The organism is Nocardia sp. NPDC058244 (genome assembly GCF_042882065.1).
Classification (GTDB): Bacteria; Actinomycetota; Actinomycetes; order Mycobacteriales; family Mycobacteriaceae; genus Nocardia.
The window spans coordinates 164,561-180,800 of record NZ_JBHVWX010000004.1 but is presented as its reverse complement, the minus strand read 5'-3'; the positions used below and the strand labels follow the sequence as shown (position 1 = coordinate 180,800).

13 protein-coding genes are annotated in these 16,240 nt (G+C 66.0%); 2 read left to right on the top strand and 11 right to left on the bottom strand.

All coding sequences use genetic code 11. The features are described from left to right. The first annotated feature begins 3 nt into the window (after nucleotides 1-3). Together ACFVW6_RS13905 and ACFVW6_RS13900 are read left to right on the top strand one after the other, a co-directional pair. Nucleotides 4-1,497 (top strand): alpha/beta fold hydrolase, encoded by a 1,494-nt coding sequence (locus ACFVW6_RS13905; protein WP_378827841.1) that lies wholly within the window; start codon nucleotides 4-6, stop codon nucleotides 1,495-1,497. A gap of 4 nt (nucleotides 1,498-1,501) precedes the next feature. Further along, entirely contained in the window at nucleotides 1,502-3,058 is a 1,557-nt protein-coding gene (locus tag ACFVW6_RS13900) for a succinic semialdehyde dehydrogenase (protein WP_378827843.1), read from the top strand. A gap of 119 nt (nucleotides 3,059-3,177) precedes the next feature. Here ACFVW6_RS13900 and fadD11 read toward each other — a convergent pair whose 3' ends face one another. The 11 genes from fadD11 to ACFVW6_RS13845 form a co-directional block, all read right to left on the bottom strand. Then, the gene (fadD11, locus tag ACFVW6_RS13895) at nucleotides 3,178-4,977 is read right to left on the bottom strand and encodes a fatty acid--CoA ligase FadD11 (protein ID WP_378827845.1); all 1,800 of its coding nucleotides are present in this window, start codon (nucleotides 4,975-4,977) and stop codon (nucleotides 3,178-3,180) included. Between the two features lie 19 nt (nucleotides 4,978-4,996). Then, entirely contained in the window at nucleotides 4,997-5,812 is an 816-nt protein-coding gene (locus ACFVW6_RS13890; protein WP_378827847.1) for an alpha/beta hydrolase, read from the bottom strand. A gap of 312 nt (nucleotides 5,813-6,124) precedes the next feature. Next, nucleotides 6,125-7,615 (bottom strand): flavin-containing monooxygenase, encoded by a 1,491-nt coding sequence (locus tag ACFVW6_RS13885; RefSeq protein WP_378827849.1) that lies wholly within the window; start codon nucleotides 7,613-7,615, stop codon nucleotides 6,125-6,127. Nucleotides 7,616-7,900: 285 nt separating this feature from the next. Next, on the bottom strand, nucleotides 7,901-9,340 hold the full coding sequence (locus ACFVW6_RS13880) for a cytochrome P450 (protein ID WP_378827851.1): 1,440 nt from the start codon (nucleotides 9,338-9,340) through the stop codon (nucleotides 7,901-7,903). Nucleotides 9,341-9,362: 22 nt separating this feature from the next. After that, entirely contained in the window at nucleotides 9,363-9,947 is a 585-nt protein-coding gene (locus ACFVW6_RS13875; protein ID WP_378827853.1) for a hypothetical protein, read from the bottom strand. A gap of 71 nt (nucleotides 9,948-10,018) precedes the next feature. Continuing rightward, nucleotides 10,019-10,975, bottom strand: a complete 957-nt coding sequence (locus ACFVW6_RS13870; RefSeq protein ID WP_378827855.1) for an MlaD family protein — start codon at nucleotides 10,973-10,975, stop codon at nucleotides 10,019-10,021. After that, on the bottom strand, nucleotides 10,972-12,042 hold the full coding sequence (locus ACFVW6_RS13865) for an MlaD family protein (RefSeq protein ID WP_378827858.1): 1,071 nt from the start codon (nucleotides 12,040-12,042) through the stop codon (nucleotides 10,972-10,974). The genes ACFVW6_RS13870 and ACFVW6_RS13865 overlap by 4 nt, the downstream gene beginning before the upstream one ends. After that, a complete protein-coding gene (locus ACFVW6_RS13860; protein WP_378827860.1) occupies nucleotides 12,039-13,139 on the bottom strand; it encodes an MlaD family protein in 1,101 nt (366 codons plus the stop codon). The genes ACFVW6_RS13865 and ACFVW6_RS13860 overlap by 4 nt, the downstream gene beginning before the upstream one ends. After that, nucleotides 13,139-14,161, bottom strand: a complete 1,023-nt coding sequence (locus tag ACFVW6_RS13855) for an MlaD family protein (RefSeq protein WP_378828185.1) — start codon at nucleotides 14,159-14,161, stop codon at nucleotides 13,139-13,141. Before ACFVW6_RS13855 ends, ACFVW6_RS13860 begins: the two co-directional genes overlap by 1 nt. Further along, entirely contained in the window at nucleotides 14,158-15,165 is a 1,008-nt protein-coding gene (locus ACFVW6_RS13850) for an MCE family protein (RefSeq protein ID WP_378827862.1), read from the bottom strand. The genes ACFVW6_RS13855 and ACFVW6_RS13850 overlap by 4 nt, the downstream gene beginning before the upstream one ends. Beyond that, a complete protein-coding gene (locus ACFVW6_RS13845; protein ID WP_378827865.1) occupies nucleotides 15,162-16,235 on the bottom strand; it encodes an MlaD family protein in 1,074 nt (357 codons plus the stop codon). The genes ACFVW6_RS13850 and ACFVW6_RS13845 overlap by 4 nt, the downstream gene beginning before the upstream one ends. Nucleotides 16,236-16,240 lie beyond the last annotated feature (5 nt).

Here is a 16,240-nt window from a genome sequence, read left to right as displayed (position 1 = left end):
AGAATGACCGATCCGGCATCAATCGCGATCATCGGATGTGGTTTCGGTGGTGTCACCGCCGCGATCGAATTGCGGCGGGCAGGCATCGCCGATTTCGTCATCTTCGAACGTGCCGGCGATGTCGCCGGCGTCGACGAGTTCGATCTGCGCGCGGATATCCGATTCGGTACCGAGGTCACCGAGGCGGCTTTCGACGATGCCGCCGGCGGATGGACACTGACGTTCGGAAACGGCAGGCCCCCAGCGAGCTTCGACGTGCTGATCTGGTGCACCGGCAACGCGGCGGGCGATCTCGTCGCGCCCGTCGTCATCACCGGTCGCGGTGGGCTCGACATCCGCACGCACTGGGAGCACGGGGCTCACGCCTACTTCGGTGTGTCGACCATCGGATTCCCGAACCTGTTCCTGTTGCTCGGCACGAGTACCACCAGCTCCACCGACGCCGATGTCTTCGTGTCGGAGCGGCAGGCGGCCTACATCCGGCAGGCCATCGAACACAAACGGCGCCATCGACTGCCCACGCTCGAGGTCAGGCGCGACGTCTACCGGGACTTCCAGAAGGGGCTCGACCGCAGTCCGGACAAGACCGCCGCGGCAGGCCCAGACGGCACAACCACCGCCAGGTGGCCGCAGTCCCCGCTCGAATACACCTGGGCCAGCGTCAATTTCCGGCCTGGCGACTATGCCGTGTCCCATCGACCGCTCAACTACACCCGCGTGGGACAGGGCGAGCCACTGATCCTGATCCATGGCACCGCCGGGCACCTGCACACCTGGAACCCGGTCATCGCCGAGCTGGCCACGCGGTTCGATGTGATCGCTGTCGACCTGCCCGGCTGCGGCGGGACCGCAATCTCGGGAAGCTACGCGATCGCCGACCAGGCCGACAGCGTCGTGCGGTTGATGGACAGCCTCGGCATCGACCGGGCCCATCTGGCGGGCAATTCACTCGGTGGCACGCTCGCACTCGAGATCGCGGCACGCGGCCGTGCCCGGTCGGTGATCGCGTTCTCACCGGCCGGGTTCTGGTCGCGTCCGGGCCGGGTCTGGTTCCAGGTCCTCATGCGAGGAATCCACGCGCTCGGTTCGCTGCTACGGCCCGTTCTGCCGGTCCTGCTGCGCAACACGATCACCCGCACCGCTCTGTTCGGGCCGTTCGTCGGCCGGGCTTGGACGCTGCCGCCGGAAGTCGCCGAAGCCGAAGCGAACGCGGTCCTCGACTCGGCGGCATTCGCCGGGACGCTGGCAGCGTTCTGGACCTACCGCGCGGACAGCCGGATCGACACCGTCGCCGTGCCGACCACCATCGCGTGGGGAAAGCGTGACGCGCTGCTCACCTACCCGACCCAGAGCCGCCGGGCCGCGCGAGCGCTTCCGGCCGCGATCCACATTCCGTTGCCACGATGCGGGCACATCCCCTTCTTCGACGATCCGACCCGGTGCGCGGAATTGATCGCATCCAACGCACTGCCGACCGAACACCCACGGAAACGGTGAACTCATGACCTCCACAACACCCTCGGCGCGCCTGTCGAGCACCATCGTCGACCTGCTCACCGCGCACCTGTCCGGCTCCGGACCCGAAGTCACCAACTTCGCACCCGCCACCGGTGAACCCCTTGCCACACTGCGACATTCGCTCCCCGGCGATGTCACGGCGGCCGTGTCGACGGCACGTCGCGCACAGCAGCGGTGGGCCGCGACGGCCCCACGCGACCGCAGAGCTCCCTTTCTCCGTTTCCACGACCGGATACTCACCGACGCGACCGCTCTCGACATCGTCCAAGCCGAAACGGGCAAGGCCCGGGCGAATGCCTTCGAGGAGGTGCTCGACGCCGCGGGTGTCGCCTTGTACTACGGCCGCAGAGCTCCGAAATTCCTGGCCCCCCGGAACAGGGCCGGCGCGATTCCGTTCGCCACGCGGACCCACGAGCTCCGCAAACCCAAGGGCCTTGTCGCGGTGATCTCGCCGTGGAACGCGCCGTTGTCGCTGGGCATCGTCGACATCATCCCCGCGTTGCTCGCGGGCAACGCAGTCATCCACAAACCGGCCACCCAGACAGCCCTCACCGCCCTCTATGCGCGCAACGTACTGGTCGAGGCCGGACTCGACCCCGATCTCTGGCAGATCGTGGTCGGGTCGAGCAGCGTCGTCGGAACCCCCGTCATCGACAATGCCGACCACATCTGCTTCACCGGATCATCCGCCGCAGGCCGGATCATCGCCCGTCAGGCCGCCGACCGGCTCATCGGCTGCTGCCTCGAACTCGGCGGCAAGAATCCGATGATCATCCTCGACGACGCCGATATCGCCAAAGCGATCAAGGGCGCGGTGCGAGCCTGCTTCGGCCACACCGGGCAGCTGTGCCTCGGCATCGAACGCATCTATGTCGCGAGTTCCCGCTACGACGAGTTCGTCGACAGGTTCGCTGCCGCGACCGAGCAGCTCGTGCTGGGCCGCGGCCTGAACTACTCCTATGACATCGGGCCACTGGCCAATACCGCCCAGCTCGACACGGTCACCCGCCACATCGCGGACGCGCGCGCCGCCGGCGCGACAGTCCGCACCGGCGGTCGAGCCCGCCCGGATATCGGACCGCTCTTCCACGAGCCGACCATCCTGGAAAACGTCACGCCGGACATGGAGGTCTGCGCCGAGGAAACGTTCGGGCCCGTCGTCTCGGTGTACAGATTCGACAGCGAAGACGATGCCGTGGCGCTCGCCAATTCCACCCAGTACGGCCTGAACGCGAGCATCTGGACCGAGAACCTGGCTCATGGCCGACGCCTCGCCGCGCGGATTCGCTGCGGCACAGTGAATATCAATGAAGGCTACGGGTCGGCCTATGCGTCCAACGATGCCCCCATGGGCGGCATGGGCGCTTCCGGGCTCGGCCGCAGGCATGGCATCCAGGGGCTACTCGCCTACACCGAACCGCAGACCGTGGCCAGCCAGCAATTGATCGGCTTCGATCCGCCGCCCGGATTCACGCCGCAACGTCACGTCGACCTGTTGCGGACGACCTTCCAGCTGGCGAAACTGTTCCGGCTCAAGTGAGTTGATGGTCGATCCGTTCATACCCACGGGCACCCGTCGAGCGACGGTCTCTCCCGAGCTGAAACACTCGATGGCGGACCACCATTCGTGGACCGCCATCGAATGTTCAGATGCTCGGATCAGGACGGCGCGTGGATGTAGTCCGCAGGATCCTCGGCGTAGAGTTCGGCGATCTCGGCCGTGTACTTCTCGGCGATCACCTTCCGCTTCAGCTTCATGGTCAACGTCACCTCGTCACCACCCGCTTCCCAGAACACCGGCAGGATACGGAACCGCTTCACCTGCTCGACCCGCGACAACTTCGCGTTACCCGCAGCCACACCCGCCGCGATCTCCTTGACCACCTCGGGGTTCGCAGCAAGGGCCGCGACGGAGGCATCGGGCAGATTGTGCTGGGCCGCATACGGTTCGGCGCTCTCTGCGTCGAGCACGATAAGCGCCGTGTTGTAGGGCTTGCCGTCACCGAGGGTGGCCATGGCACCGATCAACGGGGTGGCGGCCTTGATGGCGTGCTCGATGGTCGTCGGGGACATGTTCTTGCCCGCGGCGTTGATGATCAGTTCCTTCTTGCGGTCGACCACCCGCAGATAGCCGTCGTCATCGACGGTCACCACGTCACCGGTACTCAGCCAGCCCTCGGCGTCGACAGCCTCGGCGGTCTTCTCCGGCTCGCCACGGTAGCCCTTCATCACCAGCGGGCCCTTCACGAGCAGTTCCCCGTCCTCGGTGATCCGCGATTCCATGCCCGCGAGCAGTCGCCCGACCGTGCCGAGCCGGGTCTCGCCCGGCGCGCTGACACTGCAAATGCACGACAGCTCCGACATGCCCCAGATCTCCGAGATCGGCACCCCGAGCCCGGCGAAGAAACCCAACGTCTGCGGCGGGATCGGCGCCGCGCCCGAGAGCGCGAAACGCAGCCGATCGAACCCCAGCTTCGCCCGCAACTTCGACAACACCAACTCGTCGGCCTTGGCCCACTCGGCGGCCACCTCGTCGGGAATCGGTTGTCCGGCGAGCTGGTATTCACTGCGCTTGGCGGCCACCGCCAAAGCCCACTGCATCCCCTGCTTGCGCGTCTCATCGGGCTCGTTCGCCACGACGAATTCGATAGCGGCCTTCAGCTTTTCCCACACCCGCGGCACCGCACCCCAGATCGTCGGGCGCAGATCCGCCAGCGCAGCAGCGATCAGCTTCGGATCCGACACCGCGGTGACCTGGGTACCGAACACCTCCTGCAGATACAGCGCGGTCAACCGGTCGGCGATGTGCGCGCTCGGCATGAACGAGGTGATCGAATCACCGAACTCGAAACCGAGCACATCACCGATCCCGTACGCCTGGAACATCAGATTCGCATGGGTGGTCTCCACACCCTTCGGGTTCCCGGTGGTGCCCGAGGTGTAGATCAACGTCGCCACATCACCGGGCTCGACCGCCCGCCAGGACGCCTCGAAATCGAAATCCGCTGCACCACCGGCGATCATCTCGGCCACCGGCACCGTACCCTCGACCGCGTCGTCGACGCAGACGACGTGGTCCAGCGCAACACCGCTCTCGCGCAGACGCGACACATACTGTGACTCGCAGATCACTACGCGCGCACCCGCGTTGCCGAGGACATGCGCGAGCTGCTCGGCGGAGAGCGTGTTGTAGACCGAGAACGAGGTCGCACCCAGGTGCTGGGCGCCGACCTCGAGGGGATAGAACTCGACGCGATTGCCCATCATCAACGCGACGGTGTCACCGCGCCGCACGCCCAGCGCCGCCAGACCCGCCGCCGCGGCACGCACGCCATCGGCGTACTCGCGCCAGGTAAGGGTCTGGACGTCGCCCGGGGTGCGCAGCGCTACGGCATCCGGATCGATCGTGGCGTTGTATTGGAAAGCAGCACAGAGGGTTTCGAAACGAGGTGTCGACATAGTGAGGTGACTTCCGTGTTCAGACCGCTGTCGCGGCTTGGGTATCGAGGAGGGACGTGATGAATCGGCCCGCCGCGCCGAAGGCGAAACGGGCTTCGGGCGCCAGTGCGGGCATGACCTGGAAGACGTGCATCTGATCGGGCCAGACCTGGAGTTCGCACGCCACGTCGGCCCGGCGCAATCGGGCAGCCAGTTCGATCGCGTCGGCGGCGAAGTATTCCGCGCCACCGGTCTGGATCAGGGTGGGCGGCAGGGCCATGCCCAGTTCCGGCCGCAGTTCGAGGTGTTCACCGGTGAACTGGGCGACTGCCTTGGCTGACAGCGCGTGGGAGATCACACCATCGCGATTTCGGCCGCCGCCTCCGGCGATCCGCAGGCCGAGGTCGGCCATGGGTGAGAACAGCACCAGCCCGGCCGGTCCCGGAATCCGCAGGCGCGCGTTGGCGAAAGCAAGGTCGGCGGCCAGGAAGCCACCAGCCGAGTCACCCGCGACCACGATCCGGTCCGGCGCGTATCCGCGCCGCAGCAGCCACCGATACGCTCGCGCCACATCGAGCTGGGCGCACGGGCTCGGGTGCTCCGGCGCCAGCCGATATTCGACGACGAAGACCCGGCTGCGCGTTGTCGTCGAAAGCCGGGACGCCACACCGCGGTATGCCTCGACAGAGCCAGGCAAGCTGGGCCCGACGACCCGCATTGCGGTGTCGATCGCCAGCCGCGCCACCGGCAACGTCGCGGTATCGACTGGGATCGCCGCCACCAGCGGCAGCACCGTCCGCTCCGCGACCAGCCTCGCGGCCCGGGTACGCAGTGACCCTCGTCCGAGCGGCGTCATGAGGCGCTCACCTCGTACGACTCGGCGTCGAACGCACTACACCGGGAGCCGACGATTTCGCGACGGCGCGCCACGACGCAGGGGAACTCGCCGCCACCGCAGCAGCGGCAGCGGCGAGCCCAACGACGTCGCTGGGCGGCTCAAGCCTTGCGACGTCGGTTCGAGGCGCAGTCCCGCAGGCCGACCCTGGCTCGCGCTCGGCGCAGAGAACCAGGTCGACCCGCCTGCGGCAACACGAGGAAAGTTCTCGGCTTTGCCTCTCGATCGACAGCGCTCGACCGAGGGAGGAACAGGGCATGGAACTGAGCCTTCTTACACGCTCGACCGCGGGCCGGATCGGTCGATCTCCCAGTCGGACGGATCGATCCGGCTGAGCAGTTCTTTGTGCCGTGCCACGCTCCACGGCCAGATCGTGGGCGTCCCATCCGGGCCCATGTACCAGCTCTCGCAGCCCCCGGTGACCCAGATCGTGGCGGGCATGGCCGCACGGACGTCCTCGTTGAATCGATCGGTGGCGTCTACCGACGGGGACATCCATTCGAATTCGCCTGCCCGCCATTCCTGCACGCGGTCGATCACGAATTCGATCTGGGTCTCGGCCACCCCGAACAGTGACTGGTTACCGAACGGGGACTGCGGACCGATCAGGGTGAACAGATTCGGGAACCCCGGCAGCGCCACCGAGCGGTAGCCGTGGATCCGTTTCTCCCACAGATTCGACAGCCGGACTCCTTCGCGACCAACGACTTCCATCGGTCGCAGATACAGCTGCGTGTCGAATCCTGTCGCTGTGATGATCACATCGAGTTCGTGCAGTTCGCCGTCGCTGGTGCGAATGCCGTTCGGCTCGATCCGTTCGATCGGAGTATCGACCAGACGTGCGACGCCCTTGTCGAACAGCGAGTAGAAGCCGCTGCCGATGATCAGCCGCTTGCAGCCCGCGACGTAGTTCGGGGTGAAGCGCTTACGCAGCTCGCGATCGCCGATACTGCGCAGGTGCCGGTTACAGGCGGCGCTGATCATCCTGCGCTCCCACCCGTCCTTGATCATGGCATTGCCGTACGGCTTCACCGTGATGAGATCCCACGCCGCGCCTTCCCACTTGAACAGCCGGGGCCACCTCCGGTGTAGTGCCTTGACAAAGCCCGGGTACCGGAAGTTCGCCCAGGGCAGGATCCACTGCGGAGTGCGCTGGTAGAGCTCGAATTCGGCGGCGATCGGCGCCAGCGACTTGGTCAGCTGCAGGCCTGTGGAGCCGGTCCCGATCACAGCAATCCGTTTGCCCGCGAGGTCGAGCGAGTGATCCCATTCGGCGGAGTGGAACCTTTGCCCCGCAAAGGTTTCCAGACCAGCGATATTCGGCGTTCTCGTCCGCACGAGGACACCGGTCGCCGAGACGACGAAGTCGTATTCGGCGCGATCACCGCGGTCGGTCTCGACAATCCACCGATCGTTGTCCCATCGCACTTCGGTGACCTCGGTGCCGAACGAGGCATTCTCGCGCAGCCGGAATTGTCGGGTCACCTGATCGAAGTACTGCCAGATCTCCGGTCCGGTGCTGTGCAAGGCCGACCAGTTCGGGTTGGGCGCGAAACTGTACTGATAGTTGCGCGATGGCACGTCGCAGGCCAGCCCCGGGTAGCTGTTCGCGAACCAGGTGCCGCCGACATCACTGTGACGCTCGTAGATGTGGAACGAATCGACACCGATCATTCGCAGCCGGATCGCCATTCCGATCCCGGACATACCCGCTCCGATGATCGCGACGCGTGGTGTCCGGCGAATGTGTGCCTCAGTGTCCATGGCCTACCTTTCGGTGTCTTCTCGATGTCCCGAAGTTAGAGACAACTCGCGGCTGCGGGTATGTCAGAAGCGGACGGTCACATGTCATTTCCGGACAGACCCCATGGCAGCACTCGTCCGACTCCACCCGCCGAGGAAGGTCTCGACCGCCGGATGCGCAGTCACCGCCGCCTCGACATGCGTGACGCATAGAGGGAACTCGCCGCCACCGAGCGGCGGCGGCGAGTCAGTGGACGCCGTACCGGACGGCGCGGGCGAATCACATTCCGACGGAGGAGATGTCGATCATCGCCGATGCACTCGAACCGGGAGCCCGCCGGCGAGTCCGATCGACAGGTGCAGCTCATGGCGCGGCTTCCAGCCCTCGCGGACTTCGAAGGTGTAACGCTGGAGAATCGACGCAAGGGTGAGGACACCGCTGATGTAGGCCATCCGGCTGCCCATGCACTTGCGTGGGCCGGTACTGAACGGGACGAACGCGTTCTTGTCGATGTCGTCGGTCACCCAGCGATCGGGGTTGTACCAGTCGGGATTCACCCAGAACCGCGCATCCCGCTGGAGACCGTACGGGGAGATCAGCACATGGGATCCGGCCGGAATGCGGTAGCCGCCGATTTCGTCGTCTTCCGTCGATGTGCGCCCGTTCAACGGCGCGGCCTGCAGCCGTTGTGCCTCATCGAAGCAGGCACGCAGGTAGGAAAGCTGTTCGACGTCGGTATACGCGACGGTGCGGCCACCGAGTGCGTCGACAGCGGCGTACGCCTTCGCGAGAGCATCCGGAGTCTGGGACAGCATCGCGATAGTCCAGGCGAGAGCCTCGGCGGTGGTATCGAATCCGGCGAACACCAGCCCCGACAGCTCCGACCGCATCCGTCGGTACTGCTGGTCCTCGTCCCCCTCGAATTCCATGCCGAGCAAGACATCCAGCACGTCCTTCTGCTCCCGTTCGGGGGCAGCCAGCCGCGCCTTGATCATGCTGTCGAGTTCCCCCAGGAACAAGGACTGGGCGGCGCGCCCCTTGCGCTCGCGCGGGCGCGGGATCCAGGACGGCAGGGGTCCCATCAGCCCGCGGACCATGATGTATCCGCCGAAGTCCGTCGCCGCGTCGACCCACCGGTCCACCGTTGCGTTGTCGACCGAGTAGGTGAACATCGACTGCAACAGCGTGGACATCACGATCGAGCCGAATTCGTGCTCCAGATTGACGAAATTCCCGCTGTCGGCGAAGGCTTCCCAGCGCTCGAGCTGGCCGATCGTCGTGGTCACCATCGCCTCGGTGACGTTCGCCAGCGCCTTCTCGGCGAAGTACGGGTTGACCTGACGCCGCACCCGCTTCCATTCCGCGCCGGCGAGAATCGGCAGCGCGGGCGGTTCACCGGCGGTCAATTCGTTGGTGAGGGCGAGCTTCGCGTACCGCTCGTTGTTCTTGATGAAGACGTGCTCGACGTGGTCGGGGTGGCTCAGCAGCGTCGCCGTCAGACCCGGAATCGGCAGGTCGACGACATCGCCGTACTCGGCCGCGATCCGCGGCAGGTAGCCGAACAACATATCTCGTGGCGCCTTCGCCAGGATCCGGGTAGCGGCCAGGACACCCGGACCGGGTGGACGACCCTGCTTGCGCGTGCTCCCGCCGCGATCGGCATGGCGTGCTTGCGTCACCATTGACGCCCCTTTCATTGTTTGTCCCACTGTCTCATTTATAGGATTGTGGGACAGAAATGTCAACGGGGCGCAGCTCGGCTTCCCGTCACTTGGTCGGCAACGCCCCGTCCAGTCCCCCGACATCGGTGATCTGCCACCCAGTGTTCTCATCCACCGTGATCGCATAGGTCACGGTGGTTCGCAGGCCCTGTGGGTTCTGGGCATTCGTCGAGTTGACGTTCAAGAAGGCGTTGACCTTGTAGATGCCCGGGGAGTCCGAGGTGACGGCGGCGGTAATCGGTGCGGCCGTCGAGGTCCACTGCAAGGGCACCATGATCTGCTCCAGCTGCGCGGCGGTGGCATCGAACTTGGTCGACAGCGCGGCGTTTGTGCCCTTCTTCAGGCTCGTGAACCACGCCTGGGTGTTGCGATAGTCGACAGTCGCGGCGCCGACGGCGTAGTCCATCGCGATCTGCTTCGCGTGTTCGCTGCTCTGCGCCGCCGCGTCCCGGCCGGAGAGTTCGTCGCGAGCATGCCAGTACAGCAGCCCGAAAGTCGCCGTCGCCGCCGTCAGGACGGCCACTGCCGCGGCCGTCGAGACGGTGGCGACCGACAGAGTCACCTTCTTGGCCGCAGTACCGCGGCGCGACGGCACCGTGCTCGTCGTGTCGGTGTTCGGCTCGGATCCCACGACACTCTCGGTGTCGGTCGTCGTTGAGGCCATCGTTGTTCCTGTCCCGGCGAGTCGGTCGCCGTGCTGGTCTATTTCACTTGCAGTCGGAGGTGCACCACACCGTCGTCGCCGACGGTGCCGAGCGCCTGGACGATGAGGGAGCTGATGTCCACCCGCGACAGCGCCGTGCTCCCGTGGGCGGACAGCGTCTGCAGCAGCGGTACGGCAGCCTGCATGCTCGGGCCCAGATCGGCCATCAACTCGTTCAGCCTGCCGAGGAAGGGGACGACCCCATCGCCGGTCAGATAGTCGTTCGGATCACGCTTGCCGCTGAGTTCGGCGGCTTCCCCGATCGCCTCTTCGAGCCGACCGCCGAGAGCGACCCACTCCGGACCCGAATCGTGGAAGGCGGGTCCCGCCCACGCGGTATCGCCGCCGATCGTCTGGAGGTCGAGCAGCAGCTGATGGATCGAGGCGGTGCGACTGAGAATGGTCGCCGCCAGCAATCGCGTGGCTCGCTCCAATCCGGGTAGTTCGGATTCGGTGCCGCGCACCGCGCGGTCGGCGGTGTCGACGAGCGAGGAGATCGCCGCGGGATCGAGTTGCTCGACCACCGCGACGATCCGGGCCGACATCTGCGGGATCGACACCGGCGGCGTGATCGTCCGCGTGTCGACTCGCTCCCCGTTCCGCAAGTAGGGGCCACGATCATCGATCGGGGTGAACTCCACGTATGGCTCGCCCAGCGAGGACAAGGCCTCGATTTTCACCGCGCTGGAGACCGGAATCCGATATTCGTCGCGGATCCGCAGGTGCACTTCCACACCGGTGGCGGCCTTGCGGACCTCGGTCACCGATCCCACCTCGACGCCGGTCAGCAGAATCGGTGAGTCGACCGCGAGTCCGCCGGAGGTGGGCAGCGTCATCCGTATGTTCGTGTATTTGGCGAAGGGGTTGATCTCGAGCACACCGACCGTCATGTACAGCACGCCCGCGACGAACAGCACGATGATCGCGCCCAGCGATACGACCGATTTCAGTTTCACCGCACTGCTCCGATCATGCGCAGGGTTCGGATGATCCGATCCGCCTGTTCGGCGGCTGGCATATCGGCGGCGGCACCGGTGACGCGCACACCCTGGACATCGACCTCGGGGCCCAGTTCTACGAACGGGATCAGCTTGTGCTGGATCAGGTCCGACAGCTTCCGCAGGTTCGACGGTTTGCTCAGATCGAGTGGGTTCCCCGTGAACAGAACCGGCATGACCGCCCGTGCGGTGTCGTCGAGCGACTGCACCAGCGGCGCCAGCCAGACTCCGTTGTGCGACAAGGGCCCTAGTTCGGTCAACGCGAACAGGATCTGCAGAACCGAGTTGAACACCGCGGTCACGTGCTCCACGCCGTAGTCGGTGAGCAGGCCGGCGAGCATGTCCCGATCCTGCAGGACGGTGGCCGCAGTCGAGTTGAGCCCGTCGAGCAGGGAGTCCAGCGAGGACAGATCTGACGACACATCCATCAGGTCCTTGCCGACGACGTCGAAGATCCGTGCCGTTTCCGCGGGATCGGGGGGAAACACCGTGTTCAGCTGTCGCACGATGTCCTGGAAGCTGGTGATCGACCCGCCGGTCACCGCGGCGGCCAGTCCGGACATCGTGTCCTCGACCTGCGCGGCCTGCGTCGTCTGCGAGCGAGGCAAGGTGGAGCCCGAAGCCAGGAACGGCCCGGGGCTTCCCGGCGTCGAAGTGAGCGCGATGTGGACGTCCCCCAGCGGCGTGGCTTGGCGCAGTTCGGCCGTGGTGGCGGCAGGTAGCCGCAGGTCGGCTCGGATCTCCACGTCGGCGACCACGAATCCCTGACCTCCGTCACGAGGTTCGAGAACCCGGACGCCGATCAGATTCCCGACCTGTACGCCATTGGCGATCACTTTCGCACCCGGCGGCAGGTTGAGCACGTTCGAGAACTCGATGTGCAGAAGTTGTTTGTCTCCGGAGATCGTGGCGCCGGGCACCGGCACCGCGGCAGGGTCGAACGCGCAACTTCCGGTGACGAATACGGCGGATACCGCGAGCAGCGCCGCGATTGCCCGAAGCCCGATTCCTCGCGGCGCGTTCATCGCGTCACCACCGACGCCAGGACGAGACGGGTGAGATCGAGCTGCGCGAGCCCGTCCGCGCCACCGCCGCAGGTGCCTGGAACCAGCATGCCCAAACCCGCGCACACCTGGGCAGCCACCGGTTCGGACAGTTGCACTCGTGGTGGTGAATAGGACAGCCCGATCCGCCCGGTCGCCGGATCCACCGCACGTTCGAACGCGGACGTGAAGATCGGAAGCATGTCGAGTATCTCCTGGAACGAGCCGATGCCGGCGGCGATCAGTTGCGGCAAGTTCTCGATCGAGTCGAGGCGGCGCAGCCCTGGCCCCGCCAATCGGGTGATGTCGTCGATCGCGGGCAGCAGGTCACCTGCCTTGTCGACGATCTCGATGACCGGTGGCACGATGACCTGATTGATCAGATGGATCGCCTCGGCCATCCGGGTGACCATCGATTCGACGTCGGACCACCCGCTGGCGGCACTTCGGCTCAGCGCCGCAAGAGCGTCGATCAAGCCGCCGAGGTGACCTACCGCTTCGTCCGGTGAGGCGAACGCGGATCCGAGGCCACGGATGATGGCGTTGATCTGGTCTCCGGTTCCTGCCGAAGCGGCGCTGAGCGCACGCAGTCCGTCTTTGACGAGATCGGGATGTGCCGGGTCCCCCGCACCGTTGAGTTCGTCGGCCAACCGGGAGATCGCGGCGAAGGTCTCGGTGATGCTCTTGGGTGTGACGGTTTTGGTGATGCAATCCGACGACGCACGACTCGGAACGCCGGACTCGGCACCGACGATCGCCAGCCGGCGATCGGCGATCAAGGTGTCCGACAGTGTCGCCGCGCCGGCGTCGGCGGCCACGGTGTAGTTCTCGTAGACGGTGAACTCCACCCGCGCCTGCGCCCCGGCGGGCGCGACACCGGTGACTTCGCCGACCGGGAGTCCCCGGATGGTGACCGCGCTGCCCTCGAACAGACCGATGGCATCGGGCATCAACGCGCAGTAGGCGCGCGCCGGGGGTTCCTGCTGTATCAGGCGGAACCCGACAACACAGAGCACCGCGACCAGTGCAACCAGCGAGAACGACAGCAGACCGCGCGAGCCCAGGATCCTGTTCACCATCAGCACTGCCTTCCCGCCATCGGGACACAGGGAGCGACCGCGACCACGCCTGCCGACTGGTCGATCGTGACGCCCCCCGGACCGGAGATGATCGGTTCCAGGACCCGGCCCAGTTCAGCGAGTGAACGCAGCAGGTCATCGAGCTCGGCGCCGATCCCTTCGAGCTGCGGTATCGCCGCACGCAATTGCTGCACGAGTCGGCTGTTGCCTGCCTGCCACTCGCGCCCGAGCGGGGCCACCGCGGCCAGGATCGCGGCAGTGTTGCGCAGGGATTCGCCCACCTGCACGTGATAGGTGATCACCTGGTTCTCCAGCAGATTGAGCGCGTTGATCGCGCGAACCAGAACAGGCTTGGCCACATTCAACGCCGACAGGTACTCGTCGGCCAGCGCCAGTGACCGGGTCACTTCGTCGTTCTGTTTGTTCATGATCGACACGATGCTGTTCACCGCCCCGACGGCCGCCGCGAACGACTGCGGGCTGCTGTCCACCGCTTTTGCCAGTTCGCCCAGGTTCTGACGTAATACGCCACCGTCGATGTCCTCGATCGGCCGCATCGCGTCCTGGAAGATCTCGGTCAGGTTGTACGGCAGCACGACGCGATCGGCGGGAATGACAGTGCGGCCCAGCGGTTGTGTCCCCGCCGGTATCAACGCGACATAGTGGCCGCCGACGATGGTCAGCATCCGCACGCTCAGCGTCGATTGCGCGCCGACGAAGACCGCGTCGTCGACGGTGAACGTCATCGCGACGTGTCCGGGCCGCAGTTCCAGAGATTCGACATTGCCGACGTGGATGCCCGCGACCCGGACCTCGTCACCGACCCGGACCGACCCGGCGTCGGGCATCTGGGCCGAGTACGTACGGGTACCGATGTCCACGACATAGACGACCCCGAAGGCGGCGACGATCACCACGACCAGGACCAATCCGGCTATCCCCCACTGCAAGTCGGAGAACCGAGGCCGGCCGTGCGGCCGGGCACTCCTCCGTGACCGCCGGGCACGCGGCGGGCGATTCATGGATTGCACAGCGAAACCTTTTGTCCGGCAACGAGTATTTGGAAGGGCGCGGGCAACGCGAGCGAGCCTCGCGAGCACGAGAGGTCCACATTCGGCCCGGTCTGCGGGATCAGCCCCTGGAACGACTGCAGCAACCCGGGAAGGCTGCGCAGAACCTCGCGCGCTTGCGCGGGGTCGGGGAACGCAGCGTCGAGGGCGGAGGTCAGATACGGGTTGGGGTCACCGGTGAGGCCAAGTTGAGCGAGCAGGTCACGCGCGGGCACCAGGACCGGAGGGAAGGTCAGGCCGAAGTCGATCAATCCACTGGCCTTCTGCTGCAACGTGTCGAACAGCACGGTGAGCTGTTCGAGCAGCGACACCGCCTGCGGTGACTTTCCGCCGATCTCCCCGGAGACCATGGCCAGATTGCGAATCAGCGTCGAGATCAGCTGCTGGCGGTCGACCGCGTACCGGCTCAGCTTCTCGATGGCGTCGAAGGCAGGCCCGATACCGCTGCCGTCGCCTTGGACCACGGCGAGCAGACTTTCGGAGAACTGGTTGAGGTCGGCGGGTGTGAGTTCGGCGAGTACGGGCTGCAATCCGTTGAACAGCGTCGTGACATCGAACGCGGGCACCGTGTGCTCGATGCCGATGACCGCCCCGGGGCGGAGGCGTCCGGTGGGCTGCGCCGCGTGCTGGACGTCGACGTAGCGCTGACCGGTCAGGTTCTGGTATCTGATCGCCAGGGTGCTGTTGTCGTAGAGCGGGCGGTCCCGGCGCAGCGCGAAGCGGACTTCAGCCCTGTCACCCTTCAACGCCAGACCGGCGACGGTACCGACCCGCACACCGTAGACCCGGACGTCATCGCCGGGTTTCAGCCCGTTCGCGTCGGTGAACATCGCGGTGAAAGCGTCGGTGTCCGCGCCGACCGGGCGATCGATGGTCTGGACGACGGCGACCAGCAGCAGCCCCATCACCGCGGCGAAGAGCCCGATTCGGGTGATCAGAACCCGCATCGACGTCATCGGGGGCCTCCTGGGAGCAGCGGTGGCGCACCAGCCTGCAAGGGCCCGGCGAGACCGGGTACCAGCCCCAGGTCGATGTCGATGTCGGCGTCGACGCGGACCACAGGCCCGTCCGGAGTGGGTTGGAAGGCCCGGTCTGTGCGATCGAGCAGCTCCCCCAGCTGCGCACCGGTCAGGTCCGGTGTCGGCACGGTCCTGGCGATGGCATCGAGCAGGGGCACCACCGCCAGGCTGTGCCCGCTGTAGTACTGACCGCCGGTGCCGAGCACTGTGGTCAGCGTCGGGAGGAGATCATCTCTGATCACCGCGATCGTGGCGTCGAAACGTCGGCGGTTGTCGTCGGATTTCATGTACTCGTTCTCGTAGGCGGTCCACAGCAGCCGCACCGTGCCATCGGCGGTGCTCGGGAACCCCTGCAGCGTCTGCCCGAACTGCCCGAGCAGGAACGACGCAGGCAGTCGCTGCGTATCCGCGACCAGCGTGGCCGTGACGATGATCGTCTGGATGAGCGGGGTGAACGCGCGTGTCTGGTTGGCGATCATCGCCAGCACACTCGCCAGTTTCGGTGTCAGGACATCGTCGGTCAGTTGCCCGATCGATTGCAGCATCGTGGACATGGTGACGTCGGAGACCCGGGACGCGCGGTCTCCGGTCAGGTCGACCACCGCGTTGTCGACCAGATCGATTCCGCCGGCGCGGGGCAGTAACTCGACTTCGCTGATACCGAAGAGGTTTCCCGGTGCGTAGTCGATATCCAGCGCGTCGGTCAACCCGAACAGCTCGGCTTCGGCCAGGTCCAGCACGATCCGCTGATAGCCGTCCGGTTCCGCTTCGATCCTGGCAACGGCACCCACGTTGACCCCGTCGAGGCGGACGTCGGTACCCGATTCGATTCCCGGCCCGACTCGTTCGGTGCGTAGTGTCACGGTGATCCGACCCGGCGGTTCGTTCGTCGAGGCGACCCGGATGACGATGAACGACAGCAGGGCGGCGACGACCGCGACAGCGCCGGTGATCCGGGCCCCCCGCTGCTGTATCCGTATCCCGGGCAGTGCGTAGTTGAGTGGCATGCGTG

Bases quoted from the DNA above. Each gene is read 5' to 3' on its own strand.
- ACFVW6_RS13890 (WP_378827847.1), bottom strand. From the start codon at position 5,812: ATGACGCCGCTCGGACGAGGGTCACTGCGTACCCGGGCCGCGAGGCTG.
- ACFVW6_RS13885 (WP_378827849.1), bottom strand. From the start codon at position 7,615: ATGGACACTGAGGCACACATTCGCCGGACACCACGCGTCGCGATCATC.
- ACFVW6_RS13865 (WP_378827858.1), bottom strand. From the start codon at position 12,042: ATGAACGCGCCGCGAGGAATCGGGCTTCGGGCAATCGCGGCGCTGCTC.
- fadD11 (WP_378827845.1), bottom strand. From the start codon at position 4,977: ATGTCGACACCTCGTTTCGAAACCCTCTGTGCTGCTTTCCAATACAAC.
- ACFVW6_RS13905 (WP_378827841.1), top strand. From the start codon at position 4: ATGACCGATCCGGCATCAATCGCGATCATCGGATGTGGTTTCGGTGGT.
- ACFVW6_RS13850 (WP_378827862.1), bottom strand. From the start codon at position 15,165: ATGACGTCGATGCGGGTTCTGATCACCCGAATCGGGCTCTTCGCCGCG.
- ACFVW6_RS13855 (WP_378828185.1), bottom strand. From the start codon at position 14,161: ATGAATCGCCCGCCGCGTGCCCGGCGGTCACGGAGGAGTGCCCGGCCG.
- ACFVW6_RS13845 (WP_378827865.1), bottom strand. From the start codon at position 16,235: ATGCCACTCAACTACGCACTGCCCGGGATACGGATACAGCAGCGGGGG.
- ACFVW6_RS13900 (WP_378827843.1), top strand. From the start codon at position 1,502: ATGACCTCCACAACACCCTCGGCGCGCCTGTCGAGCACCATCGTCGAC.
- ACFVW6_RS13860 (WP_378827860.1), bottom strand. From the start codon at position 13,139: ATGGTGAACAGGATCCTGGGCTCGCGCGGTCTGCTGTCGTTCTCGCTG.